This window comes from Priestia sp. JNUCC 25 (assembly GCF_053667915.1).
The window spans coordinates 3,523,767-3,549,558 of the sequence record NZ_CM132211.1; the positions used below are offsets into that span (position 1 = coordinate 3,523,767).

Here is a 25,792-nt window from a genome sequence, read left to right on the forward strand (position 1 = left end):
CCTCTATTGTTCTTTTTGAACAAGCGATACTCCGCTAGCTTCATATTTTAAAATTTTTTGAACCAATGTACCGAGATAAGCACCCGCTTCAACTGGAGGAATGCCGCCTTTATGAATATTGGAAACCACCATTCTCTCAGCTTCAATCATTCCTTTTCTCGGTTCATAGCATAAATAGGCACTTAAAGATTCTGCACTTATAAGTCCTGGGCGTTCTCCAATCAAAAGCACCACCACTTTTGGCGTCAGAAGTTCACCAATGTCGTCCATTACAGCGACTCGACCTTTTTCTATGTAAAAGGGAACGCCTACATCTAAATCTGCGCTTTTTAAGGACTGTTGAAGAGATAAGTAAACATCTTCGACATTCTCCTCAATGGCCTTGGAGCTTAAACCGTCAGAAACAATAATTTGAACAGTTGGTGATTTGGTACATCTTTCTTGAATGTACTTTTTTGCTTCGTCTGATAGCTTTCGTCCATAATCGGGTCGGCGAATGTATACTTCTTTATCCGTTACCTGAGTATTTACTTTAAATAAATTCAGCCGTTTTAAAAGGTCGTCGTTCACATTGCCATACACAGCGTCAACGGCTGCTGCATGGTCATAGCGGAATTTCAGCCATGTCTCTGTTCGTGGACGTAAGCCTGCTCTGCCAATCCCGATTCGAGCAGGTGTTTTCTGAATCAATGTGTCTAATTCTTCTTGATTCACTGGATTTTTAATACCAGACACCTGCTGTTTTGGTTCAATATCTTCTTCCTGTCGAATAGCCATTTTACTTTCAGGCAGAGATGTTAAATTATTTTCTTGAATATTCGGAAATTTAATTAATTCCTTTACCGAATCATCTTCTACTACTTCAGCTAGAGGACCATTAATTACTTTCTTATTTGCACTGGATGTATGAGCCCAAAAAGTTACGCTGCTTTGACGATCGTCAGTAGGAAAGCTTTGTTCGAAACTAGATTGTTTTTCTAGTTTTTCGACAATGGATCGTGTAATTTTTTCAATCAATTCAGGATTCATCTTCTTTATCACCTACCTTGTAAAAATACTTGGATCTCCTGCATATTTACTTAATTTCCCTTGTTCAAAAATCCCCATTTTCTCGAGCCACTCTGCAAACAAAGGAGAAGGCTGTTTCCCCATCGTTTGCCTTAAAGTCGCTACATCATGGTAGCTCATTGATTGGTAGTTAAGCATACAATCATCACCCATTGGTGTTGCGATAATAAAATTAACGCCTGCAGCTGTTAGCAATACACCTAGATCTTCAATATCATTTTGATCTGCTTTAATATGATTGGTGTAACAAATATCTACACCCATTGGAATTCCATGCATCTTTGCCATAAAATGATCTTCTAAGCCTGCGCGAATAACTTGCTTGTTGTTGTATAAGTACTCAGGTCCAATAAAGCCAACCACGGTATTTACAATGTAAGGGTCGTAATGACGTGCAAACCCATAGTTACGCGACTCTAACGTTAGCTGATCCATTCCAAAGTGCGCTTCAGCTGATAGCTCGGAACCTTGTCCTGTTTCAAAATATAAGCACTGAGGCCCTGTTCCTGTTCCGTGACTCTTAGCTAATTGATTTGCCTCTTCTAGTAAGGCAGCGCTGATTCCAAATGAACGGTTAGCGGCTTCTGTTCCAGCGATACTTTGGAAAATCATATCCGCTGGTGCTCCTTGTTCAATGGCTTTCATCTGAGTCGTAACATGAGCTAAAACACAGTTTTGAGTTGGAATCTCCCAATCATTCATAAAGTTTTTTGTGGCGTGGAGCAGCCGTTTTACACTTTCAACCGAATCATCTACAGGGTTAATACCAATAACGGCGTCTCCAATTCCGTAAGACAGCCCTTCTTTTAACGAAGCAATCATGCCTTCTACATTGTCTGTAGGATGGTTAGGCTGCAGTCTAGAAGCTAAGACTCCTTTTTGGCCAATCGCAATATTGCATTTTGTTAAAATTTCAATCTTATTCGCTGCGTGAACCAAATCAAGATTTGACATTAGCTTTGCTACTGCAGCAATAATTTCACTATTTAACCCTCGACTAATCCTCTTTAAATCCTCACCCGTTGTTTCATCGCTTAAGATATACTCTCTAAGCTCTGCTACGGACCAATTTTTCATTGATTGATAGATGGGCTCATTGACTTGATTTTCAATAATTTGAGATACTTCGTCTTCTTCAGGTGAAATCATTGGATTTTCGCGAATATCAGCAAGTGTTAATTCGCTAAGCACCTCTTTTGCAGCAATTCTTTCTTGAACGGTTTCTGCAGCTAAACCTGCCAGCCGGTCACCAGACTTTTCTTCATTTGCCTTAGCGAACAGATCTTTTAAATCAGAAAATTGATAAACAGCACCTAAATAATGTGTATGTAACTTCACCAGTGAAGCCCCCTTTCTTATGAATGGAACGTAAGGGTTTTGACTACTACCGGTACTACGCTTGTTTGTAGCAGCTGACCAATATCTAAGTAATCACCGTGTTCCACCTTAATTTGATCAATACAAATAATGCTTTGCGACGAATCTTGAGCAACAAGCGTTTGGCCCAATACCTTGGCATGGTCGCTCTCAAGAACAATAATGAGCGGCTGATCTCTTTTGTTTTTTTGTTTCACCGCTTCTAGCAGACCTTTTGCCAATTGTTGAATATCTCGAAATCCTACGTATGGAAGCCCAGATAAGTACAAGGCAAAATTTTGTCCCTCCTGTTGTGGGTCATGTATCTCAATTGCATCTTTTACAGCATCCTTTAAGTGATGAACACTTTTTTGAAACCCATCCTTAAAAGAAATTTGATAAACGGGTACATTTCGTACAGGTAAATCTTTGGTTTCTACTTGAATCGTGGCTCCACTGATTTCAGTCGTTTGTGTACCAGCACCAAGAACAGTTGCGCGAACGGTTTCATCAGGCTGAATCCATGACCATCCTTTCAAACTCTGACTACCCCTTAAAGAGTCCGCAAGCATCATTCCTATGTCTTGGTAAGGGGCTTGTTCAAAACCTTTAGATTCATATTGATAGAGGCACTCACTGATTCCACCAGAAAACATAATGACATCAATTTCTTCTTTCCAATTCGGTTCATGACCTAAAAGCAGTACCTTGTCTTCTGCTGTCATGGTACGTGTTAGCATTCTACTAATCACATCGGCCATATAATTTGTTATATTCTTTATCTCTTTTTCCACCATTACGTCACCTGTTGCAAGAGTACTATTCCACTCTCTTAATAGGTTTCTAACGGGTGGCGAAATATTGCTGATTTTATCTTCCGAAAACTCTATCAGCCTGCCTCCTATGTGCAGTGTGCAGGTTCCACACAGCCTTCCCATTCGATAAACTGCTACATTAGCTGTTCCCCCGCCAATATCTACATTGGCAATAGTTTTGCTCATTTTTTTAGAATATTGATAAGCTCCTGATCCTTTTGCTGCAATAATTCCCTCTAAATCAGGACCCGCAGTTGCAACTAAAAACTCACCGGCATGATTTGAAAGATGGTGAATCATTTCTTCCGCATTTTGCTTAGTTGCTGTTTCACCTGTAATAATCACGGCACCTGTTTTAATATCTCCAGAACCAACGTTTGCTTTATCATACTCATTTTTAACAAGCTTCTCTATTGCTTCAATATCGATTGTTGTTGATGTGAGAAGTGGTGTCCGATAAATCGGGCTACGATGAATAATTTTTTTATCAATAATCTCAATACGCGGCAAGTGTGTTCCTCCTGCCATATTCATCAGAGAAAATTGACTTAACACAATTTTGGTTGTGCTTGTTCCTATATCAATTCCTGCGCTGATAATCTCCTCTTTTAGCGGTTCGTATTGTTTCATATCCCTCCACCTCATCAACCTTCAATCAGCAAAAGGTTTTATTCATTACTGATTGCTAATTAGTCGTGTTTTAGTCAAATAAAAAAGGCACCTCATACGAACTATCCCCTAAAAGATAGCTGTATAAGGCGCCTTTGCCCGTGATTTTTTTGTATATTTAGAATATAACTGATTTTTCACAAAATGTAAAGGTTTTCATTAAAAAATAATATATTTCGATTTCCAGTTATCAGTATACTGTTTCATCTCTTGTAAAGACTGACACTGTACCAAAGCTCGAACCTCTTCAAGCCCTTCTTTATTGCGAGAAGAAGTGACAACAATAGGACCATTTACAACTACTTGCCTTGCTTTTTTAATAGCTAAGCTCACATCAGCATCTTTTGCATCACTTTTTGTAATGACCCCAATAGCTAACTTATTAATGCCTGTACTAAAATTAGGTGGAAAGACTGTCTTTTTCTTTGTGGCGTCCTGCAAATATAACACATGTGTAACTTCAAGAGCGGTTGCCATAATATTTTTATAAAAAAAAGGATTTTCAACATATTCTCCAGGTGTATCAACAATCCAATCATAATAGATTAAAGCTTGTGTTTTAACTGCCTCGACCGGCTTTCCAAGCAGAGCATTTGTTAATGTCGATTTGCCGGCACCAATTGAGCCAATGAGCATGGCTCTATTTTTTTTATGCATACGTCTTCCCTCCCTACTATACAATTAGGATTTTGTAATAATTGAAGGCGTGTACCCTAATGTTTCTGAGAGAAAACGATTGATTTCTCTCATGGCCATATCCACTTCCGAAACGCTTCCTACAATAACAAGACTTCCTGTAAAACGATCTAAAAAACCTAACTGAACATGTGCAGCTTTTGTAGCCAAATCCCCTGCAATAATAACCGTTTCGCTTGGAGTTAATGTTAAAATACCTAAAGCTCCTTCTTGTTGTATACCTAATTTTTCGAACATATCCGGATCTGGATTTGCAATTAAATGGCTCAATGTAATTTGTTTTCCCGGCACAAACTCTTGAATAAAACGCTTTTTTTCTTCACTCATAAAAAATTACCTCTCCCTTATCGTACAAATTCTATACAATGCTTACATCACTTGTGTCTTACTGCTTTTTTCTTCTACCTTTTCATTTTCTTCAGCTGCTGAACTTAAGTACTCGTCTTTTCCAATAATGCCTGCTTCACGATCCTTCCTTTCTAGCTCTAAGGCTTTTGGAACAGATAGCCAATATGCTAAACCGATGCCTATTACACCCGCAGAGAACTTCCCGATAATAACTGGGAGAATTAATGTCGGCTGGAAATTGGCTGTAAAGGATAAATGATCTCCTAATAAAAATGCCGAGCAAACTGCAAACGAAATATTAATAACTTTGTCTTTTGGAGGCATGCTTCGAATGAGCTTAAACATCGCCAAAATATTAGCAATTGTAGCTAAAATACCTGCACTGCCTTCTTTACTTAATCCAAGTTTTTTCCCTACAGCTTCAAGCGGCTTTCCTGCATATTTTTGAAGCAAATAAACCATTGGAAATGCACCAGCAAGCATAATGCCAATATAACCTGCTGTTTCTAGCGCACGGAATTGATCCGCTTTATCTGCCATGATCGGATGAAATCCCCAGCTTCCAAATAGATGAGAGAATAAGCCTGTAAAAATTTCAACAATGGAAAAAACAAGAACTAGCTTAATTCCAGCATCCATGATACGCCCAAACCACATAAACCCTTTAATCATTAAATCAGGCAAGAAATATAGTCCTACCGCTAACAGCACAACAAATAATAAAAGTGGAGATAAATTCAAAATAATTTTCAAATAACTTATCGTAAATTCATATGTTGAATCACTTGTAGTGGAAATAATTTTACGCACATCAGAATTGGTTACCATAATTAAAACACTTGAAATAAAAGCCCCAATTGGAATCGTTAACACACCTGACATAACGCCGAGCGCCATATATTTATGGTCGCGTTTATCAAGCATGGCAAGTCCTACTGGAATCGAGAATACAATGGTTGCTCCGGCCATAAATCCTACTATCATAGCCATGACCCATCCTTCATACGACTCTTTTAATACGTGTGCTAATTGATATCCTCCCATATCCGTTGCTAAGATAGAGGTTGCAGCGATAGCAGGATCTGCCCCAATAGCTGAGAAAAAAGGACCGCATACCGTACTAATAAACCACGAAAGATATGGAGTTGCAGCCATGATACCAGCCGCTGGTATAAAAATATACCCGATAGAATGTAACCCTTCCATGAATTGCTTTCCTAATCCTTCATCACTATTTCTAATCGCAGCAATAGCCCCACACACTGCACAAGTCATGATAATATAAATCACGATTTTCCCAATGATAACCACACCCAATTCCCCCTATATGATGATTTTTATTTAAATAGATAATAGTTTAACTATTTCTATCTATTTAAAGCGTATGAAGTAACCTGTCAAGAGCTTTGCTACTAGAGAAAGATTAAAATTGTTCCCTTAAAAAAGACAAAAAGGTGCCAGGTGGTTTTTTATCACTTAAAACCACTAAGCACCTTTGCTCAAACTATTTACTTGTACAGTGAGGTTAAGTTCCATATTTCTCAATGATGTGTTTTGCTAACTTCTCTAGTGTAACCTGCTTTTTCATGCTAATAGTCCGCATTTTTTTGAAAGCACGATCTTCTGTTAAATTATATTTATCCATTAAAATTCCTTTTGCTTTTTCAACAATTTTTCGTTTCTTCAGTTCATTATTCATTTCCTGAACTTTTTGCTCATACATTTTTGCATTTTCTGCTTGCTGTAGAGCGATTTCAACTGCTGGAATTAAATTTGATTCAGCTATCGGTTTTACTAAATAGCCTACTATATTCGCTTTTTTTGCTTTATCAATAAACTCCCTCTGGCTGTATGCTGTCAACAGCAGAATAGGAATATTATATTTATTTGAAATAATTTCACTTGCTTTTAGTCCATTTAACTTAGGCATTTTTATATCCATAATAATCAGATCTGGCTTTAGTGCAAAAGCTAATTCAACCGCTTTTTCTCCATCTCCAGCTTCTCCTACTATTTCATAACCATTATCAGAGAGCATCATTGATAAATCTAGCCGTACAATTGACTCATCTTCAACAATCATAATTCGTTTAGTCACGGTGTCCGCCTCTTTCTAATGGGAACCTAGCTGATGCCATGGTGCCATTTGCAGTTCTCTCAATCGAAAATTGACCAGATAAATCGTGAGTGACCATCATGGTAACTATATCTAATCCTAAAGATGGTTTGGCTTCTTTTGAGTATCCAACACCATTATCTTTAATTGTAACCTCTATCTCACAGTTATTCTGTTGAAAAGAAACGTGAACCTTACCTTCTTCTCGCCCCTTAAACGCATGTTTCATACAGTTTTGAATGAGCTCATTAATAATTAATGCTATGGAGACAGCTTTATCCGACTTTGTAAAAAGCTGAGTGCCCGAATATTCAATTGAAATATTTTTATTTTCATCCGTAGAGCTATACACTAGCATATTACCAATTTTCTCAATCAAACTAAGAATATCTACATTGTCTACACTAGAGTTGGAAAGAATAATCTCGTACACAGAAGCGATACTTAAAATCCGGTTAAGACTCTCGACAAAATGAGCCTTGCTTTCTTCAGGAAGGCCCCTTCTCATCTGGAGCCTTAATAAACTCGCAATAGTCTGTAAATTATTTTTGACGCGATGATGAATTTCTTGAATCATGACTGATTTGACAACAAGTTCTCTTTCTCTCTCTCTAAGTTCAGTCATATCTCGAAATGTAATAAAAGCGCCATTCGTTGGATTTTCTTGTTTTAAACTAACTTTTTTGACTTGAAACACCTTATTTAAAATGGTCACTTCGTGCATAAACAACTTTTCTGGATGATAAAATAACTCTTCTAAACAAGGAAAATATTCGATGATTTGATTGCCTGTCTTACATTCTGAGGAACAGACTTCAGAAACCAAATTAAAAGCAGCAGAATTAAAATATAGAATGTGTAAATTAGGATCAATAAAGAAAAGTGCCTCTCCAATAAACTCTGGAATAAGCGAAGCATTTTCTGTCATCTCCATTAAAATTTCGCTTAACGTATCATTTGTATTTGATAACGTTTTCATTTTTTCTTGACGTTCAACTACTTCACTGATATCTTTCTCCATAATCAATGTAGCAATTACACGATTATTAAATCCTTTAATAGGAACCACACTTTGTTCTACCGTTTTTCCTTCTTGTGTTAAGGCACGATTTAAAGACATCGGTTTTCCATTTTGCAGCGTGTAAAATACTGCTGGTTCAAACGCTTCGTACACAAATTTCCCTGCGACTGGACGTTCATAAACTGACGGTGCAGTTTCTGGTGCAGCTTCTGCCACTACAACTGCATGCTGTCCTTCTTTTGTTAAACAATCGATAAACACATTTGCTCCGTTTAAATCAGCAATAAGCGGCAAATTTTTAGCAACTTCATCAATCTTTTGAATATCGACTTCTGCTAGATTTGTATGAAGTCTGCATAAAGAATTTAAGGATAATGTATGAGTCATATGTAAACTCCTAGCTGCTTTTAAACATTTAAGCATTAAAATATTAGAATATAATAAGTATTATATTTTTCTGAACTTTCTTTGTCAATGACCCATTTTGACGCGAAAATATTTACTTTATGAAGGAAACCTTATTTCTTCTATGACTTATCACTTCTTTTTCTAAAGGTGAAAGTGGAAGATGTTGGTATACACTCCAGTTTAATTCGCATAGATATAGTCCCTGGGCTTTAAAGCTTTTTACATAAAAATTAGTATTCTGTTATTTTGTTAGTAATAGCTTATGATAGTGAGTTTTGGATTTTTTAAAAAGATAAAATCAACTACAGAGCTGCTTAATAAAAAGAAATACTTAATAAAATCAAGTAGCAAAGGGGCGTTTTAATACGATGTCAGTGTGGATAGGAATATGGATTGCTATGTTTGTTGCCATATTTTAGGGCACATATTCCGGATATAGGTTAAATAAGAAAAGGAAAGAAGCAGAGAAAAAAAGAGATCATACAGCACGATAGCAAACTGTATGATCTCTTTTTTTAGCCTTTTTTACATCTATATGGACGAATAAGGTTTTATTTTTACACGCGGGTAGGCACTTTGCAAAGCTACATCATAGTTTAACTCTTACTTCCGTACCGTCAGCAGCTTTGACATCTACTAGTACCATTCCCTTATGTTTCTTCAGTTCCTTAACAATAGGCTTTAGCATGCTTTTATCTATTATCGGAAAAGTAAAATTCAGCTCTTTTCTTTTAAAATGTTCTTTTGTCCATTTATCTGCATGCTTCTGGATAAATTTCGAAAAAACAACGCTGATAACAACGTTTAAAAGAGCATATGGAATAGGGATGTTAAACCGAGCTTCTTTGGTTTTCACTTTTACATGAATCATAAGCGAACCATTACTCAATGATGACTGAAACGGTATCTCCGTTTGCCGATTTAATATCAACAATTTGGCCATCTAACTCGTTTTCGATTGCCTCAACAATAAGGTTTATGTCTATATCTTTCACATATTTTTCTGATTGAGGAATACTCGCTGCGATGCTGTGTCCAGCCATTAATACCAGCTTGACAAGTTTGATAGGCAAATTAACCTTCACATTATCGTTTTCAGTTGACACAACTCGAATTTTTAACGTTTTATCTAAATACACATTTGGTTTCTTCAAAAGTGTATTTCCTGTTTCTTCTTTCTCTTTTAATACTTGAATCAGTTCTGATCCCTTTTCCGCATCAATTTTGCCTTCTTGAACCATTGTTAACACTTTTGTAATTTCCTCTTTCATAAAAAATCCCTCCCTATTCTCCTTTTAAAAGCTTAATGGCTTCTTCTGCTGTAATTTCACCATTTTCTAACATGGACACAACTTTTTTCTCATCTACTTCGTTTTTCTTCTTCTCTACATATCCAAGGGACGAAATGATGTCTGTGAGCTTGCCTCGAACGGTTGGATAGGAAACGCCCAGTTCCTTTTCCACTTCTTTGATATTTCCTCTGCATGTTAAAAATACTTCTACAAAATGAAGCTGATCACTTGATAAGGATGCCAGCTTAGATAATTCAAACTCATTTTCAATCGTCGTGTGACAATGGGTGCACTGCAGCTTTGTAATTTTTAATGTTTCACTGCAAACAGGACAATTTGTAATTACTTTATAAGCCATAATCAAATCTCCTTCTTTTAGTTAATTTGATTATATAACAAATATTTAATATTAAAAACAACAAAATTAAATAATTTCATATTAAAAATTAAATATATTAACTTTAATTTTAAAAATATTGATAAATTGCTCTAAAACCAAAACAATAAGAGCCCAGATCCTTCACATCTAAAAAAGTAAACACAAGATAAAAATGTTTATTTTTTAGAAAAATATGTTGTAAAATACATTTGGTACTATAAAATTATTCCTGGTACCAAATGGAGGTTTTTTATGAAAGAAAGAATTACACAAGAAGCCATTTTTTTAATTCAGCAAAAAGGGGTGTCTTTTACTATTAGCGATTTGGCTAAGAATTTAGGAACGAGCAAACGAACCATGTACCAACATTTCAGCTCCAAAGACGACATCATTGACTCAATAATTGAAAATCTCATCCTACAGATTAAGAACAAAGAAGAAGAAATCTTTCATGATGAAAGTCTCAATTTACTTGAAAAGATTACCCAAGTCCTTATATGTGTTCCTGAAGAGTTTAGTACAATGGACTTTCGCCTATTAGCAGATTTAAAACGGCTTCACTATAATCAATGGGTTAAGATAGATGACTTTTTAAAGCAAGAGTGGGATCTAGTGGTAAAACTGATGGAAGAAGGAATAGAAACAGGAGTTCTACGTGAAATTGATTCACAACTATTTATAGAGCTATACCTGGGCGCAATCAATCAAATTTATCAGCCAAGCTTCTCTCTAAAATCTAACTTAACAATAAGTGAAATATTAAAATCTGTTATGGATATTCTTTTGAATGGCATTTCTATAAAAAAATAAGGTGGCGAAAAGATTTGCATTGGATTTATCTATGTTTAGCTATTCTTTTTGAAGTAGCTGGTACAACGTCCATGAAATTATCAGACGGTTTTACTAAAGTTATACCAAGTGTGCTACTTATACTTTTTTATATTTGTAGTTTGTGCTTTTTAACGTTAACTTTAAAAAGTTTAGAGGTTTCAATCGCTTACGCTATTTGGTCAGGGATGGGGATTATAATTATTACGCTAATTGGATTTATGTACTTTAATGAAAGTGTAAGCCTGCTAAAAATTGTTGCTATAGCTCTAATCATTATCGGCGTAGTGACATTAAATATGACCGGGGAAAAAGAAGCTAATACTAGTAAATCAACTTTGGAAGAACACACGAGGTAAAAAGATGAAATATTTGAAACCTTTTTTTCTTGTCACAGATATCGGATTTATTATCTATTGGATTGTTACTTACTTTGAATGGATACCCAAAAGTGCAGCCTTCAAAGATTATGATAACCCCATAGTCATAGCTTGGAACTGGTCGTTCTTCCCTCTAGATATTCTTGTTTCATTCACTGGATTGTTTAGCCTATATTTATACAAGCTGCATAGAGAATCATGGAAAGGTTACGCTTTAATTTCTCTAGTGTTAACATTTTGCTCAGGGCTACAAGCTATTGCGTATTGGGCATTTATTAAAGATTTCGATTTCACATGGTGGGCTTTTAATTTGTACTTGATGATTTACCCTCTATTCTTTATAAAATTACTTATAAAAGATAACGGCAATCAAAAAAGCAACCTTTCCTTATAATGAACGTTTTAAAAATTGTAAGAATTAATGAATAGCAGCATTCACTAATAAAAGAGGTAAGATTGGCTTAATCTTACCTCTTGGAACTTGCTCTTTTATGGTGCAATATCTTCTAAAACCTTTTCACGTGTTTCAATCATCTTAAATGCCATAAATGCACCTACTGCAGCTACACAAGCAAACAGAACAAAAACAGAGGTAATTCCCTTAGCGCCTAACACAAAGCCAAGTATCGTAGGAGCAATAGCCGAAGCTAGTCGCAGCCATGCTGTCGCAAACGCGATTCCAAGTACTCTCATACGTGTTGGATAAATTTCTGGCGTGTAGAGATAGAGTAGAACCGTAATTGTTCCCATAACGCCGTAAGCTGCTGAACCTAAATACATAACACTTTCGGCAGATTTGGCACCATTAAACCAAAGTGTCGTTAAAAGTAATCCTACAACAAGAAAAGCAATAGTTGCCCACCTTTTACGGCCAACTCTATCAATAAGTAAGGCGCAAGCAAACACAGCCACTGTTTGAATCACATTCGTTAGTGACGCTGCGTGTAGAGAATCCTCTAATGGAAGATTATAAACTGTTTTATATAAACTTGGGAGCCAGTTGTTAAGTCCATTCGCAACAAAGTAGGAAGAAAACCAAAGTGTCCAGACAATTAGCGTTCTACTGCGGTAAAAAGGGGAAAATAATTCTTTCCAATTGCCTTTTACTACAGCTTGAGGTGCACTAATTTTTGCTTCTATACGTTTATCCGTACTCGATTCAATTTCTTCAATTACTCGTTCTGCTTCGTCAAACCTGCCCTTTGAAATTAACCAACGAGGCGATTCACGCAGCTTAAAGAAAAATAAAAAGACAATTAATCCGCCGATACCACCGATCAAAAACATCCACTTCCACCCAAAGCTAGGTACAACTAAAGCACCAATCTGCGCGGATATCATTAACCCTAGCGGAAAAATCATCTCATACAGCATAAAAAAACGTCCCCGTCCTTGTGCAACTGAAAGTTCATTTATATAAGCTGCAGCAACAGGAACTTCACCACCTACTCCGATGCCTTGTACGAACCGCAGCCACATAACACCTTTAGCTGCCTTTTACCTTTAATTGTATACGTTCCAAGAAGTGATAAACCTAAATTATTTTACATAATATACATGTTGTTATGAATATGCCTTACCTATCAAGTACTACTTTTTCACCAGTCTCTGCAGATGTCCGAACCGCATCCAATAGCTGATGAAGCTTAACGGCATCATTGAAGTTGGGAATTTGACCTCTATTTTCGAATATATCTTTTGCCAACATATTATAAGCCTTTTCAACATAGCCTTTTGGATTATTATCTTTTACTGAAGATACGTTTATTTCTTCAAAATAAACACCTTTAGCACTTAATAAATAAGTAGGATATTTAACTTTTTCGACTTTGAGATCACCAAATTGCACGTGGCCTGAGGAATGATTTTGTGTTAAACGAAAAACCCCCTTTTCCCCTCTAATCTCTAATTGAAAAGCTGGATAAACTCCGCCTTGAATATGGACAGAAGCCGAAATGTCATCGATGAGTGTCCCTTGTATTAAGATTTGGTCCGCTGTATCTTTTGGTATCGTAACTCCTGTTCCTTGTATGAGAGTTTCTGTATAATGCGTATTCATTACAGCCGATAACTCTCTAAAATCACCTAAGATGTAGCAAAGAACATCAAGCGAGTGCCCACCGTTAATGGTAAGAAGGTTCGCTCCGTTTTCTTTTTTCAAAATATAACTGTTTGCTTCATCTGTTACTCCCCCTTTCCCTTGTGTGGCTACCTGCATGGTGCAGGAAATGATTCTCCCAATTTCTCCTTGTTTAATAGCCTCCTTTATATAATTCACTTCGGGAGATTGTCTTGCTTGTAATCCAATAGCATGGTGAATGTTCGCCTGACCCGCTAACCTTGCTAGTTTAACAGCCTGCATAGTATCTATGCCTAACGGCCACTCGCAATAAATATGTTTATTTTCCTCTATGGCTGCAATTGAAGCTTTGTAATGGAATGGAACTTTTACACTAACTACTACTAAATCAACATCTTTAGATTTAGCTAATTTCTTATAATCTGTGAAACTATGGGAAGCATGAAGTACCCTCGCACTTTCCTTTGCGGTTTCTGCTTTTGATGTTCCAATCGCGGTTATTTGATAAAAAGGGTTGTCTTTAAGTACTGGAATATGTGTTTTACTCGCCCATTGATTATTCAAAGATCCTCCTATAATTCCTACTTTTATTAATTGATCCGTCATTAGACATTCCTCCAAAATTTTGTAGAAAATCTTACCTTTTAATCAAGTATAATTAAAATGAATCATCATTTTAAATGTTAAAATATGATGGATATATCACTTTTTTTGATGGATGGTGAAAATGAATGGATATTGAAAACATGAAAGCTTTCGTTTCAGTGGCGGAATTAAGAAGTATATCTGCTGCTGCGATGAAATTGAACCATCTGCAATCTAATATGACCGCAAAAATAAAGAAAATTGAAATGTATTATAACCAAGAACTGTTTATCAGAAATTCAAAAGGAGTTAAATTAACAAAACAAGGAGAAAAATTGTACCATCAATTTAAAAAAATATTGCATCTTTGGGAAGAAACTGAAAATAAAATGAAAAAACAAGACGAAAAACTCCGTATTGGTACCATGATATCAGTTGGGGGAACTGAATTCTCAAGCGCTTTAAACAAACTTTATAACACATATCCCGATTTAGCAGTAACGTTAAAAACCGGTTCAACCGAATATATTGAAAATCAAGTTCTACTTGGACAAATTGATGTAGCTTATACAATTGGATCATTAAACAACAAAAAGATAAGGTATAAAGAAGTAGGAGTAGAAGAAATGGTTGTAATTGGTCGAGGGATTGATCAACACACAACATTTGATGATTATGTAAGACAAAAAAATATACTTGTACTATCTGATAAGTGCTTGTACATGACGATACTACATAATATTTATGTGAGCTTAAATATTGAACAAGGTGACATTATTGAAGTGGGTGATCCAGAAACATTAGTACAATTTGCATTAATGGGTATGGGTATTTCCTTAGTATCTAAGCGTATCGCAAATCGTTATAACATCAACAATTATTTAGAAGTTCCATCACCCTATAGATACACTGACTTTTATCTCATCTCTCGCCTAAATTATGAATTTACCCCTATAGAAAAACAGTTTATTGAGTTAAATAACTCCCTTAGCGACACTTTTAAAGGAATGGAAGTTTAACATCGAGGTTACAGTTCTTCCTGTAACCTCTTTTACAATTCCTTACCTGCAATTATCTTTTATATAAGTGTCATATGAGGTATTTTTTAATTTCTACAAGTTTGATCATGGGAAGCAGCCTTTCCAATTCCTGTGCTGCCATTGGTTACCAACACTATCTTATTTTTAAACATAACGTTTATATCTCTTTTATTATCAAGCTCTGGAGAATTACCATATTTGCTTGTTCATTCATTTTGTTTGGTCTTCTTCACTATCTTTTTTAAGTAGATTTCCTAAACCTAAAAGAACTCAGTTAACAGCTAGGGGAGAAGCTGGATTATAACAACAGATAATTTCAGAAAAAATTTTATGATTTTGTAATTTCACGAAAGTTTCTCTTGCCTCCCTTTCTGTTTTAAATTCAAACATGATAATATTATTTTCTCTTGAATAAGCATTGATTACAGTAACCACCCACATTAAAAACCCCCTAGGGTTGTTACAATTAAATTTGATTCTGATAAATGAATATCTCTGGCATTCTTATGAGTAACTGTTATACCTGTAGACTTATTTGGAATGAACCCCTTTTCTAACCAAATAGAACCGCTTTGAAAATTCCATGTTCCCAAGTAAATCCCCCCGTATCTTACTATTGATACAATAAATTAGTTTATTTAATTGTTTACAGTAGCATCTTCTTTACATGCTTTGATAACATCCAACCAATAATCTGGCTTTTGCCCTTTAAACTTTTCTTTTAAATTAAATGAAGCTAATGTTTCTAACTTACTTTTTGCTGCTTTAGACATAACAGAATTTAAATTAGAAGCCTCTAGCATTTGAATAGAGCCGTCTAACTCAATTGATCTTCTTAATGCATGTATAGAGGTTCCAGTTACCAATCGGTTCATTGTTTCTCTAAAGCTCTTACTATCTAAAGTTTCACTAATAGAATCTAAGACTAATTGCTCTACATTAAATTCATGAGAAGCTTCTAATAACTCTAGATAAAGAGCAACTACACCTTTCATATAAATGCTGCGAATTAGCTTTACAGCAGAGGCATCACCAGGTTTTTCACTTACTTTAGTTATGTCCATACTGTACGGAGTCATTAAGGAAATCAGTCGATCTACACCATTACCACTTGCTGAAATAGGAACCTTATGTTTATAAACTGGCAGGGGACCTAGCATTGCGGCATCTACAAAGAATGCATTCTTCTCTTGTATATTTATGTTAATTTTTTGCTTCACGATAGGAGTGGAAGCTGATACATCTACATAGATACATTCTTTCTTTATAAATGCTTTTAGCATCTCACTAACTTCAAGTGCTTTATCTGCGGGTACTGCTACTATTACTATATCTGCTTGTTTTAAAACTTCTTCGGGTCTATAAAGAAGTTCTACTTGAGCTTGAGCAGCTCGTTCTTTAATTTGTGGACCATATGTAGGATGGTCTATCATAACATCATGAGCAAAAATGGTTTCTAAACCTTCGCCTTTTAAGCCAACTGATAACTCAAAGGCCGCCTCTCCAAATCCAATAAAACCTAATTTCACTTTAAAGCTCCCCCTTCTGTTTATAATCCATATGCTTTCATCTGTTCTCTTAACCATGAAGGTTGAATGTTACCTCCAGATTCACCTTGCAGACGCGCTTTTTCAAATGCTTCGATCGTTTCTAAACGCGTTTTCTCATACTCTAGTTTTTTTTCAGCTTTAAAAAGAACCTCTTCGATCTTTTCTTTTGGAACTACAACAACTCCATCGTCATCACCTATAATTAGATCTCCTGGAATGACGGATACTCCTCCACAAGAAATAGGCTTATGCAACTCACCTGGCCCGTCTTTTAAGGGGCCATTTGGAATAAATCCTTTTGAGAAAATAGGAAATCCTGATTGACTAAGGGTCTCTTTGTCCCGAACTGCCCCATCTATAATAATCCCCTCAAGTCCAATAGCTTTAGCTGCAGCTGCCATTAATTCTCCAAGGTAAGCATTTGCCGTATGCCCCTTTCCATCAGCAACTAGTACATATCCTTCTGTACCATCATAGATTGCCTGATGAAGAAATAAGTTATCTCCAGGTCTTAAACTTACAGTTAGAGCAGTTCCAACTACCTTCATTCCTGTAGATACAGGCTTAATTTTATAATCCATTGAGCCTGTACACCCCATTGCATCGGATATAAGAGTTGTATTAAGAAGGTTTGCTCTCTTAATAATGTCTTCAGATAATACTGGTGCTAAATTACTCACTGATATACACTCCTCTTCTCTTTTAATATATTTTCTCTTTTAATATATTCTAATCAATGCTCTACTCAGGATAACGCTTACAAAAATTAATTTAGTAAAATTAGATATTGCCCCCCTATTCGCAGAATATCTACAGTTTATTTGCTGCATTTTTGAAAAAGATAGAAAAACATCGTAAAAAATAAATACAGTAATAAATATTACTACATTTAATATTTTAGTAATATTTATTACAACAACCTTAAATGTATCTTATCACCGGTGCCTAATAAAGTAAATCTATTTTTGTAAATAAAACACAGGAAAAGCATATCGTAAGCCTTATTACTTAGAAGAAACATTTTTACATAAAAAAGTAAACATGCTAAAATTCAAGTAAGTATTGTGATAAATACTTTTTATATACTTAAAAAAATAAAATTTACAATATAATCTGTTTAATTGGAGCGAAGGTATGGAAAATCCAATATTAAAATTAAAAGATAATATCTCACAACTAACAGAAACTCAACGGAGAGTAGCAGACTACATCCTTAAAAATCCTGTCGATGTAGCTTTTTTAACGGTTGATCAATTGGCCTTGACAGTAAAAACTAGTACGACCACGATAATGAGATTAACTTTTAGTCTAGGTTATTCTGGATATGCAGAGTTTCAAAAAGGACTTCAGGAGCTTTTACGTAACAATGCTGCTCCTCAAATCAGATTAGAAACAAATTTGAAGGGCTTAGATGAGAGTGATTTGTGGATGCGCTGTGCAGAAAGTCAATTCAATAACATTCAATCAACAGTAGAAATGATTTCTACAGAGAGTCTAAATAAAGCGTTAGAAATGATTGTCTCTGCAGACCGAATATTTTGTACAAGCGTTAGAAGTGGTTTACCCGTGGCACAGCATCTATCTTTTGGGCTTAATCGACTACTCGGAAACTGTGAGCTAATTGTCTCTGACTTAAGTGATTGGGTGGATAAAGGAATTACTTTAACTTCTAAAGATTTAGTTATTGCAACCTCCTTTCCAAGGTACGCTAGAAGAACTGTTGAGTTTGTAACAGCTGCCAAAAGTAACGATGCCAAGGTCATTTCAATTACCGACAGTTATTCTTCTCCTTTAGTTAAGTACTCAGATTTAGTACTGACTTGTAGCTCGAGTAGTATCGCTTTTCATAATTCACCTATAGCGTCGCTACTTGTGGCCGATTATCTTGTAAGTGCGATAGCTATAAATTATCCAGAAAAGACAAAGGATCGTCTCGATAAAATCACTTCAGTCCTTACAAAAATTAATTATCATTACACTGATTAAATTTACGAATGTGGTAAAAGCATGAAATATCGAATGTATAAAATAATTCGATATTTTATGTTTTTACCACTTTTTTATTTTTTTAATTAAGTCTAATACTTCCCTTTCACTTTTCATTTCTATAAAAAAACATTTACTTTTCATTAGAAGCCATGATAGTATACTTTTAAATAGTCACAATTATTACAACAATTAAATAAAAAGTAATAATTATTACTTCAAACAATGGGTTGTAATAATGAATATAGTTAGTTCTGTAAAATCATTTTTAGATATCATCCGGAGATATCTGACTGCTCCCCTACTAAGATATTACAAAGTGACTATAAGTTTATTAATCCTAACACTTGTATTTTGCTTGTTAACACGCAAATGATGAGAGCACTACCTTTGGTTCTAAGCAATCATCAACAAAAGATTTTAGTAAAGGAGTGATTAGTTAAAGAAACACGAGAATAGAAAATAATCTATTAATGATTCTATATATACAGTGGGCTTAAGGGGGGATTTCACGCTAGATTTTTTGTAAACCCTTACATTAGTTCTGATAACAGGTTTTAAACCAATAATATGTAAAAAAAATACAATTTTTTCTACTAATGAATGATTGTGCAAAGCAGCTTTATAATAAAGAATGATAGTTAGATAGTTTCATGAGAATTTAAAAAGTATGACATTAAAGATAAACAAGAGGGAAAATGAAAGAAAGTTCTAGAGGGGGTATAATATGTTAACATTTTTAGGTTTTTCGATGATTGTAGTATTTATGTATTTAATCATGAGTAAGCGTTTGTCTGCCTTTAGTGCATTAACGGTAGTTCCTATTGTTTTTGCTTTATTGGGCGGCTTCACTGATTTAGGACCAATGATGATGAAGGGTCTTGAAACCATTGCTCCGACAGCAATTATGATTATCTTTGCCATTCTCTATTTCGGGGTGTTAATTGATACAGGATTATTTGATCCTTTAGTAGCGAAGATTATAAAGATGGTTGGCGGCGATCCTTTAAAAATCGTGATGGGTACTGCAGTACTTTCTCTGATAGTTGCTCTAGATGGTGACGGTACCATTACATATCTAATTGTAGTAACTGCATTTCTCCCACTATACAATCGATTAGGTATGAATAAACTTATTTTAGCCTGTATTCCTGCCCTAGCAATGGGTATCATGAATTTGACTCCGTGGGGTGGTCCTGCTGTACAAGCTACGGCGGCGGTAAAAGCAGATGTAACGGACTTACTGTTACCACTTATTCCTTCTATGATTGCAGGCACGATTTGGGTTTTAGGGGTTTCTTATTTTCTTGGACGACGTGAACGTAAAAGACTGGGAGTTATCAATATAGATACAGAATTTAACGATGAAATTGCTGCAGCTCTTGATGTAGGAATGGATGCATCAATAAAGCGACCAAAATTATTTTGGTTCAACTTAATCCTAACACTTTTACTTCTAACTGCTCTAGTTCTAGGGTTCTTGCCGTTACCAGCCTTGTTTATGATTGGTTTTGCTATCGTGATGATTGTTAATTATCCAAATTTACAAGATCAAAAGGAACGCTTGCATGCTCATGCAGGAAATATATTAACGGTGGTTTCCATGATATTTGCTGCAGGTATATTTACTGGAATTATAGATGGAACAGGTATTGTTAAAGCTATGGCGGATACTTTAATAGCAGTTATTCCTGATGCTCTTGGCCCAAAATTAACAGTAATTGTTGCCCTTATAAGTATGCCATTCACATTTTTTATGGCAAATGCTCCCTTCTATTTCGGGATTATTCCTATTATGTCTGAAACGGCTGCTCACTTTGGTATCCCTCCACTAGAAATTGGTCAAGCTTCTTTACTAGGGCAACCCTTGCATCTATTAAGTCCGCTTCAAGGTTCTATTTATGTCTTAGTAGGACTCCTTGGCATTGATATAGGTGACCATATTCGCTTTGCTGCCAAGTATGCCATTGGAACAGCGTTAGTTATGACGATTGTGGCTGTATTATTTGGAATACTATCTATATGAATGATTTATGGGAACATAAAAAAGAGAGAGCTGATTCTTCAAAACAGCTCTCTTCTATATATTTAACTTTAAATTACATTAAAGATTGAAATATAACATAAGCAAATCACTAATCAATCATGACTGATACAGTATCTCCGTTTGACAATTTGATCTCAACAATTTGGACATCAAATTCATGTTCAATTGCTTGAATAATAAGGGGGATGTCTATATCCGCAAAATTTAAAAAAGGTGCCTACCCACTTAAGTTTTTAAATCAACTCCATTTTTTTGCCTTTTCAAATAAATACTGCACTCCATATAACAAATATGCTTTGTAGTGAAGGTAGATAAAAAATTGAAAATGATTTAACCGGTTTAGACTTACAATTTTCAACCTTTTAAGAACATCAATGAAGAAAAAAGCAAAGATTCCATCAACTACAATATTCAGCAGTAAAAACTTCTTAAAGTTTCCATACGAAAATTTAAGCAGCCACATTGAAAGAGGCATATAAGGCCCAATACTAAAAGGAAGTTCATCTTTTATAAACGAATCTTTTTTATCATAAAATCTCCACCACTTCCTCTGATGCCCATACAAATGATTAATAATCTCAAAGATAATAATAAAAATCCCTGCTAACGAATAACGTCTTATGCTGTGTTTTCCTATAAAAAACAACGATAACCACGGAATCGCTATTATAGATAGGTTAAATCCTAAGTGTTTTTTTTGATATCATAAGTGAACTCACCTCAATGTACTTTATCTAGTTCTTCTTATAGTGTCCGCCTATTACAAAAAAACACAGACCATCCAATGGTCTGTGTTTTTTATTAATGTGCTTTTTGTTCAACATTAACTCTCTTGATAAAGAACGAGATAACCAATCCAACAATTGAAACAATAATCGCAAAGATGAACGCATGCTGAACACCGTTGGTAAAGGCAAGAACTTGATTTAATGGATCCATTTTATCTGATACCGTCTCAAGGAAGCTTCTTGAACCTGATGAAAGAATGGAAATTCCAACAGCTGTTCCAATTGCGCCTGAAACCTGCTGTAAAGTGTTCATAATCGCTGTTCCATGCGGGTACAGTTCAGGTGGGAGCTGGTTTAATCCGTTTGTTTGAGCCGGCATCATAATCATCGAAATGGCTATCATAAGCGCAATGTGCAGAGCAACGATAAACCCTGTTGACGTTTCCAGCGTTACGGTTGAAAAACCATACATGGTGCCGGCTACAATCACAAGTCCTGGAATAACTAACCATTTGGGACCAAAACGGTCAAATAATCCGCCCATAACCGGTGAAAGAATTCCGTTAATCACTCCTCCAGGAAGAAGCATTAGGCCAGCGGCAAAGGTTGATAAAGCTAATGATGTTTGTAAGTATAAAGGTAAAATCATCATCGCAGACAGCAGTACCATCATGCAGACTAGAATTAACAGAAGACCGATTGTAAACATGGGATACTTAAAGGCTTTAAGGTCTAACATTGGCTCTTTCATCTTCGTTTGACGAATAGAGAATGCCACTAATGCAATGGTTCCAATCACAAGAGTTAGAACAACCTGTAGACTTCCCCAGCCTCCGCCTTCTCCAGCGCTGCTAAATCCAAACACAATTCCTCCAAAACCTACTGTTGAAAGAACAACAGAAATTATATCGATTTTTGGCTTCGTTGGTGTGGTAACGTTCTGCATAAAGAAAGCTCCAAACACTAAGGCAACAAATAACAGCGGAAGTGAAATCCAGAAAATCCAGTGCCACGTTAATGTTTTTAAGATTAAGCCTGATACGGTTGGTCCAACAGCTGGCGCAAACATAATAACAAGGCCGATAATCCCCATTGACTTTCCACGTTTATGCGGCGGGATAATAACAAGAATCGTGTTAAACATAAGCGGTAAAAGTAAAGCAGTTCCAACGGCTTGCACGACACGGGCAATCATTAGTACCCCAAATGTTGGTGCAATAGCGGCAATAAATGTTCCAATGATGGAGCAAATTAGAGATGCTATAAAAAGCTGTCTGGTCGTAAAACGCTGAAGAATAAAACCTGAAATAGGTACCAGAATTCCTAATGTTAACAGATACCCTGTTGTCAGCCACTGTGCGGTTGTTTCGTGAATACCAAAGCCAGAAATTAGCTCCTTTAACGCCATATTTAAAGCTGTTTCACTAAATAAACCAATAAATCCAGCAATAAGAAACGACGTAATAATCGGCAGCACTTTGATGTTAGAGCTTTCGGCCACTGTTTGTTGATTACTCATATTAAATTGTCTTCCTCTCTTTTACATACTCTTTTTAGTGAACGTTTTTCTATCTCAATGATAAGTTGATTAGCAGACAAACAATGCATATTGATATAAAGATTAGTGATAGGTTTAAGGCATTATGTTGACTAAGCTTTTTCTTTCTCTTCTCTTTTGATCGAAGTGCTTTTTGTCTTCTAAATTCGTTTCTTTCCACAGATCCCTCTCCATTTCATTTCTAAATCAGTTTTAGAAACCTTCCTATGTAAACTCATTTCCATTCCTAATATGGACTTTTTAATAAGTAAGTTAAAAGGAAATAGAACTATAAAATGAATTTTACTCTACATAACAGGAATATTGTAACACAGCTATAAGTACTGTTTCTATCTAAAATATACTAAATAACAACAGCTATATACCTAACTTAGTGCCCTGTGACAATTAAAATTTGTTTCTGCTATATGCTTTTTGTTCTGTTTGCCCTAATAGAACACAACTAACTTTTTAATCATCAGTCAAAAGAAATAGTATCAGAAATTAAGTAATAGTAAAAATTGATACTATGGAGGTGTTTTCTTATGAAAAAGTATGAAGTAACGTTTCATCTAATTAATGGTGAAATAAGTCATTTAGTTGAAGCTAAATCACTTATTCGTGCAAAGAACTACATCCAGTATAGATTTGAAGATAAAAGTAAAATATTGGATCTAGCAAATAATTTGGTCATTGTTAAAAGGAACGTCCAATACTTTACGGTAGTTGAAAAAGAATAATTAGCTATGTAAAAGGACGTTATTTACAAAAGTAATGTCCTTTTATATCCATACACTATCTTATAGGGTAGTCTCTTTTTCCCCATTCTGGTCACTAAAATTTTTCTCCAGCTCGAATTCACATACTAAATTTATCTAACTAAAAAGATATTCTTCTAAACAGAAGAATATTATAGTTAAAAATTTATGTGGATAATTGGTAGTTCTGAACAGAATTATTAAAATTCAGTCTCTTCATTTTAATAAATGAAGGAATTCATCTAGGTTCGCCTCTGTATTTTTGTATTAGTTATTAATTTACATAAAACATATGTGTAAAGAGTACGTGTAGAAATTAAAAGAGCAAACTCCCTTGCACGTGAGTTTGCTCTTTCTGTTCTTTATTCAAATTTCTTCAGTTTAACTTATTGTCCTATATCCTTCATCCTTTTAAGAGCTTTTCTATATTCTTGATCTCTCATATGCAGCATTTTATCAGGAGAAGGTTTAGGCTGACCAAATTTTTTTAAAGCTTCTCTATACTCGCTGTCACCAATGACTTGATTCGAAACAGCCTCTTTAGGCGAACGCTCAAAAACGGGAGTATCTTTTTTAAGGTGAACTTCTTCGATACTCAGCTTTTCTTTATTTTTTTCTTTGTCATGAGGCTTATGAGCCAGCTTGTGGCCTTTACCTGTTAGGAACATCAAAAATGAAAGAATTAATACCACAATGCTCAATACACACGAAAACGTAGAAAAGGTATGATAAGTAATGATTTCAGATTTTACATGTAGAGATTGCGTGAAATTTTCTTTACTAGCAACCTGGCCCTCTGCACTTATCGTCATAAGGTTATCTTTATACACCTTTGCAAAGACGATACCACTGATTACAGGGATGACTGCAGATACTGTAACTCTTATAAATTGAACCGTGACCATCCGAGGGACTAAACTTGGTAGTGGTCCGCCTAAAGCAGCACCCATAAGACCTGCAGCAACTGTGAACCCTACTCCTGCGATTAAAGCGGCAAAGCTGCTAACAAAGAGGAATGCAGAAGCATGACCGTCTAAATACATCCACTGTATGTTCACTCCCATAATAATGACTGCTCCTATAATACCTAATACGCCCGGTCCAACTTTATCATATAATACGGCACTTAATATGGCCGCAATCACTATTCCCGCAAAAAGCCCGATATAGATCAGTGAAATGTCTCCTTTATCAAAACTAGATCCGCTTTTAAGCAATCCTTGTAGAGATAAAAGAGTTAAACTCATACTAATATTACCTATAACAGCAATTAAGATAGCGAGAGCTGGTTTTCGAGAAGCCACTAATCTAAAGGGAATTAACGGATTTTTAATATGCCATTCTGCTACGAATAAAAAGCATAAAAAAATGATGCTTCCTACTATGCCTATCCATACATAAGTAGATGTCCATCCTGATTTTTGGAGATTAAGTAATGTAAACGTAATAAATGCGGTAACCATAAACATTAACGCTACACCGATGATGTCAAATGGTTCATGATGTTTGTGCTGTTGATTGGCGTGATCATTTGTTAAAAATTTGTAGCTGAAGCATATTCCCAGTAAGGAAAGTACGGCCGCTATATAAAATAACCCTCTCCAATGGCCGTAGCTGTTCACTAACATTCCCAGAAAAATACCGACAACGCTAGATCCATAAAATCCGCCGATAAGAATCAGTAATGCCAAGTTCCGTTTCTGAATCGGAAAAGAAAGAACCAGCATTGGAATCATCATCATAAGTGCTAAACCTGTTCCTGTTCCTTGAAAAAAACGACCAATACCCATTCCTAAGAAGCTGTTAGAAGCTATACTTACGATAGCTCCTATAAGAAACAAACACATCGAAAGAACATAAGTCCTTCTCTCCCCTATCTTATGTCGAAGGATAGGTCCAAACGGAATACAAAATGCAAAGCTTATAACCCCTATTAAAACCGGTGTTATCGAAATATAAGATTGATCGTTAAACGTTTGTTGGAGAATTTCACGTATAGAATTTAATGAAGTGTTTAACATTAAACCAGGACCAATAGCTAAAACTGCCAGTAAGGAAATCCCCCAGTGTTTTTCTATTTTCATACTACAATTCCTTTCTGCCTT

The 25,792-nt window shown here is 35.5% G+C and carries 27 protein-coding genes; 7 read left to right on the top strand and 20 right to left on the bottom strand.

Translation table 11 applies throughout. The features are described 5' to 3' along the window. Positions 1 to 3: 3 nt before the first annotated feature. From eutC to JNUCC25_RS18470, 11 genes are all read right to left on the bottom strand, one after another. Positions 4 to 1,029 (bottom strand): ethanolamine ammonia-lyase subunit EutC, encoded by a 1,026-nt coding sequence (eutC, locus tag JNUCC25_RS18420; RefSeq protein WP_078082071.1) that lies wholly within the window; start codon positions 1,027 to 1,029, stop codon positions 4 to 6. Positions 1,030 to 1,041: 12 nt separating this feature from the next. Next, positions 1,042 to 2,406 (bottom strand): ethanolamine ammonia-lyase subunit EutB, encoded by a 1,365-nt coding sequence (locus tag JNUCC25_RS18425; RefSeq protein WP_078082072.1) that lies wholly within the window; start codon positions 2,404 to 2,406, stop codon positions 1,042 to 1,044. A 17-nt stretch (positions 2,407 to 2,423) separates the two neighbouring features. Further along, on the bottom strand, positions 2,424 to 3,869 hold the full coding sequence (locus JNUCC25_RS18430) for an ethanolamine ammonia-lyase reactivating factor EutA (protein ID WP_013058370.1): 1,446 nt from the start codon (positions 3,867 to 3,869) through the stop codon (positions 2,424 to 2,426). Positions 3,870 to 4,067: 198 nt separating this feature from the next. Then, positions 4,068 to 4,565, bottom strand: coding sequence for a EutP/PduV family microcompartment system protein (locus JNUCC25_RS18435; RefSeq protein ID WP_053487604.1), 498 nt, complete (start codon positions 4,563 to 4,565; stop codon positions 4,068 to 4,070). A 24-nt stretch (positions 4,566 to 4,589) separates the two neighbouring features. Then, the gene (eutS, locus tag JNUCC25_RS18440; protein ID WP_013058372.1) at positions 4,590 to 4,931 is read right to left on the bottom strand and encodes an ethanolamine utilization microcompartment protein EutS; all 342 of its coding nucleotides are present in this window, start codon (positions 4,929 to 4,931) and stop codon (positions 4,590 to 4,592) included. Between the two features lie 42 nt (positions 4,932 to 4,973). After that, entirely contained in the window at positions 4,974 to 6,263 is a 1,290-nt protein-coding gene (gene eutH, locus JNUCC25_RS18445; protein ID WP_078082073.1) for an ethanolamine utilization protein EutH, read from the bottom strand. Between the two features lie 214 nt (positions 6,264 to 6,477). After that, positions 6,478 to 7,050 carry an ANTAR domain-containing response regulator gene (locus JNUCC25_RS18450; protein WP_013058374.1) on the bottom strand — a complete coding sequence of 191 codons (573 nt, stop codon included), beginning with the start codon at positions 7,048 to 7,050 and terminating at the stop codon, positions 6,478 to 6,480. Continuing rightward, positions 7,043 to 8,476: a sensor histidine kinase gene (locus JNUCC25_RS18455; protein ID WP_061859403.1), complete on the bottom strand. Its 1,434-nt coding sequence runs from the start codon at positions 8,474 to 8,476 to the stop codon at positions 7,043 to 7,045. The genes JNUCC25_RS18450 and JNUCC25_RS18455 overlap by 8 nt, the downstream gene beginning before the upstream one ends. A gap of 610 nt (positions 8,477 to 9,086) precedes the next feature. After that, positions 9,087 to 9,368 (bottom strand): hypothetical protein, encoded by a 282-nt coding sequence (locus JNUCC25_RS18460; RefSeq protein ID WP_078082270.1) that lies wholly within the window; start codon positions 9,366 to 9,368, stop codon positions 9,087 to 9,089. 10 nt (positions 9,369 to 9,378) lie between these two features. Next, on the bottom strand, positions 9,379 to 9,768 hold the full coding sequence (locus JNUCC25_RS18465; RefSeq protein WP_013058378.1) for an SHOCT-like domain-containing protein: 390 nt from the start codon (positions 9,766 to 9,768) through the stop codon (positions 9,379 to 9,381). A gap of 13 nt (positions 9,769 to 9,781) precedes the next feature. Next, entirely contained in the window at positions 9,782 to 10,147 is a 366-nt protein-coding gene (locus tag JNUCC25_RS18470) for a DUF2089 domain-containing protein (RefSeq protein WP_013058379.1), read from the bottom strand. A gap of 273 nt (positions 10,148 to 10,420) precedes the next feature. On the opposite strand from JNUCC25_RS18470, the gene JNUCC25_RS18475 reads away from it, so the two are divergent. From JNUCC25_RS18475 to JNUCC25_RS18485, 3 genes are read left to right on the top strand one after another with little or no spacing between them, the layout of a single operon-like run. Next, on the top strand, positions 10,421 to 10,978 hold the full coding sequence (locus JNUCC25_RS18475; RefSeq protein WP_064471984.1) for a TetR/AcrR family transcriptional regulator: 558 nt from the start codon (positions 10,421 to 10,423) through the stop codon (positions 10,976 to 10,978). 14 nt (positions 10,979 to 10,992) lie between these two features. Further along, positions 10,993 to 11,355 (top strand): DMT family transporter, encoded by a 363-nt coding sequence (locus JNUCC25_RS18480; RefSeq protein WP_013058381.1) that lies wholly within the window; start codon positions 10,993 to 10,995, stop codon positions 11,353 to 11,355. Between the two features lie 4 nt (positions 11,356 to 11,359). After that, positions 11,360 to 11,770 carry a YvaD family protein gene (locus tag JNUCC25_RS18485; protein WP_064471985.1) on the top strand — a complete coding sequence of 137 codons (411 nt, stop codon included), beginning with the start codon at positions 11,360 to 11,362 and terminating at the stop codon, positions 11,768 to 11,770. Positions 11,771 to 11,865: 95 nt separating this feature from the next. Here JNUCC25_RS18485 and JNUCC25_RS18490 read toward each other — a convergent pair whose 3' ends face one another. Further along, complete coding sequence (locus JNUCC25_RS18490; protein WP_237656811.1) at positions 11,866 to 12,855, bottom strand: MFS transporter; 990 nt, start codon at positions 12,853 to 12,855, stop codon at positions 11,866 to 11,868. Positions 12,856 to 12,952: 97 nt separating this feature from the next. Beyond that, positions 12,953 to 14,062, bottom strand: a complete 1,110-nt coding sequence (locus JNUCC25_RS18495) for a Gfo/Idh/MocA family protein (protein WP_064471986.1) — start codon at positions 14,060 to 14,062, stop codon at positions 12,953 to 12,955. Positions 14,063 to 14,187: 125 nt separating this feature from the next. Here JNUCC25_RS18495 and JNUCC25_RS18500 point away from each other — a divergent pair, with 125 nt between their 5' ends. Further along, on the top strand, positions 14,188 to 15,060 hold the full coding sequence (locus JNUCC25_RS18500) for a LysR family transcriptional regulator (protein ID WP_013058387.1): 873 nt from the start codon (positions 14,188 to 14,190) through the stop codon (positions 15,058 to 15,060). Positions 15,061 to 15,351: 291 nt separating this feature from the next. Here the strand turns inward: JNUCC25_RS18500 and JNUCC25_RS18505 are convergent, their stop codons facing one another. Genes JNUCC25_RS18505 through JNUCC25_RS18520 form a run of 4 tightly spaced genes read right to left on the bottom strand, consistent with a single transcriptional unit; the run spans position 15,352 to position 17,311 of the window. After that, entirely contained in the window at positions 15,352 to 15,522 is a 171-nt protein-coding gene (locus tag JNUCC25_RS18505; protein ID WP_168761135.1) for a hypothetical protein, read from the bottom strand. Beyond that, the gene (locus tag JNUCC25_RS18510; protein WP_157835277.1) at positions 15,522 to 15,674 is read right to left on the bottom strand and encodes a hypothetical protein; all 153 of its coding nucleotides are present in this window, start codon (positions 15,672 to 15,674) and stop codon (positions 15,522 to 15,524) included. The genes JNUCC25_RS18505 and JNUCC25_RS18510 overlap by 1 nt, the downstream gene beginning before the upstream one ends. A 45-nt stretch (positions 15,675 to 15,719) precedes the next feature. Then, on the bottom strand, positions 15,720 to 16,610 hold the full coding sequence (locus JNUCC25_RS18515) for a prephenate dehydrogenase/arogenate dehydrogenase family protein (RefSeq protein WP_064471987.1): 891 nt from the start codon (positions 16,608 to 16,610) through the stop codon (positions 15,720 to 15,722). Positions 16,611 to 16,630: 20 nt separating this feature from the next. Then, the gene (locus JNUCC25_RS18520; RefSeq protein WP_029323486.1) at positions 16,631 to 17,311 is read right to left on the bottom strand and encodes an S-adenosylmethionine--2-demethylmenaquinone methyltransferase; all 681 of its coding nucleotides are present in this window, start codon (positions 17,309 to 17,311) and stop codon (positions 16,631 to 16,633) included. A gap of 454 nt (positions 17,312 to 17,765) precedes the next feature. Here JNUCC25_RS18520 and JNUCC25_RS18525 point away from each other — a divergent pair, with 454 nt between their 5' ends. Both JNUCC25_RS18525 and JNUCC25_RS18530 read left to right on the top strand, forming a co-directional pair. Beyond that, positions 17,766 to 18,617 carry a MurR/RpiR family transcriptional regulator gene (locus tag JNUCC25_RS18525; RefSeq protein WP_029323489.1) on the top strand — a complete coding sequence of 284 codons (852 nt, stop codon included), beginning with the start codon at positions 17,766 to 17,768 and terminating at the stop codon, positions 18,615 to 18,617. 727 nt (positions 18,618 to 19,344) lie between these two features. Next, the gene (locus tag JNUCC25_RS18530) at positions 19,345 to 20,643 is read left to right on the top strand and encodes a CitMHS family transporter (RefSeq protein ID WP_013058391.1); all 1,299 of its coding nucleotides are present in this window, start codon (positions 19,345 to 19,347) and stop codon (positions 20,641 to 20,643) included. A 259-nt stretch (positions 20,644 to 20,902) separates the two neighbouring features. Here JNUCC25_RS18530 and JNUCC25_RS18535 read toward each other — a convergent pair whose 3' ends face one another. Continuing rightward, positions 20,903 to 21,310, bottom strand: a complete 408-nt coding sequence (locus JNUCC25_RS18535) for a hypothetical protein (RefSeq protein WP_029323491.1) — start codon at positions 21,308 to 21,310, stop codon at positions 20,903 to 20,905. A 155-nt stretch (positions 21,311 to 21,465) separates the two neighbouring features. After that, positions 21,466 to 22,911: a DHA2 family efflux MFS transporter permease subunit gene (locus JNUCC25_RS18540; protein WP_029323493.1), complete on the bottom strand. Its 1,446-nt coding sequence runs from the start codon at positions 22,909 to 22,911 to the stop codon at positions 21,466 to 21,468. 563 nt (positions 22,912 to 23,474) lie between these two features. Here JNUCC25_RS18540 and JNUCC25_RS18545 point away from each other — a divergent pair. Next, positions 23,475 to 23,669, top strand: coding sequence for a hypothetical protein (locus JNUCC25_RS18545; protein ID WP_029323495.1), 195 nt, complete (start codon positions 23,475 to 23,477; stop codon positions 23,667 to 23,669). Between the two features lie 404 nt (positions 23,670 to 24,073). Here JNUCC25_RS18545 and JNUCC25_RS18550 read toward each other — a convergent pair whose 3' ends face one another. Further along, positions 24,074 to 25,771 (bottom strand): MFS transporter, encoded by a 1,698-nt coding sequence (locus tag JNUCC25_RS18550; protein ID WP_064471988.1) that lies wholly within the window; start codon positions 25,769 to 25,771, stop codon positions 24,074 to 24,076. Between the last annotated feature and the right edge of the window lie 21 nt (positions 25,772 to 25,792).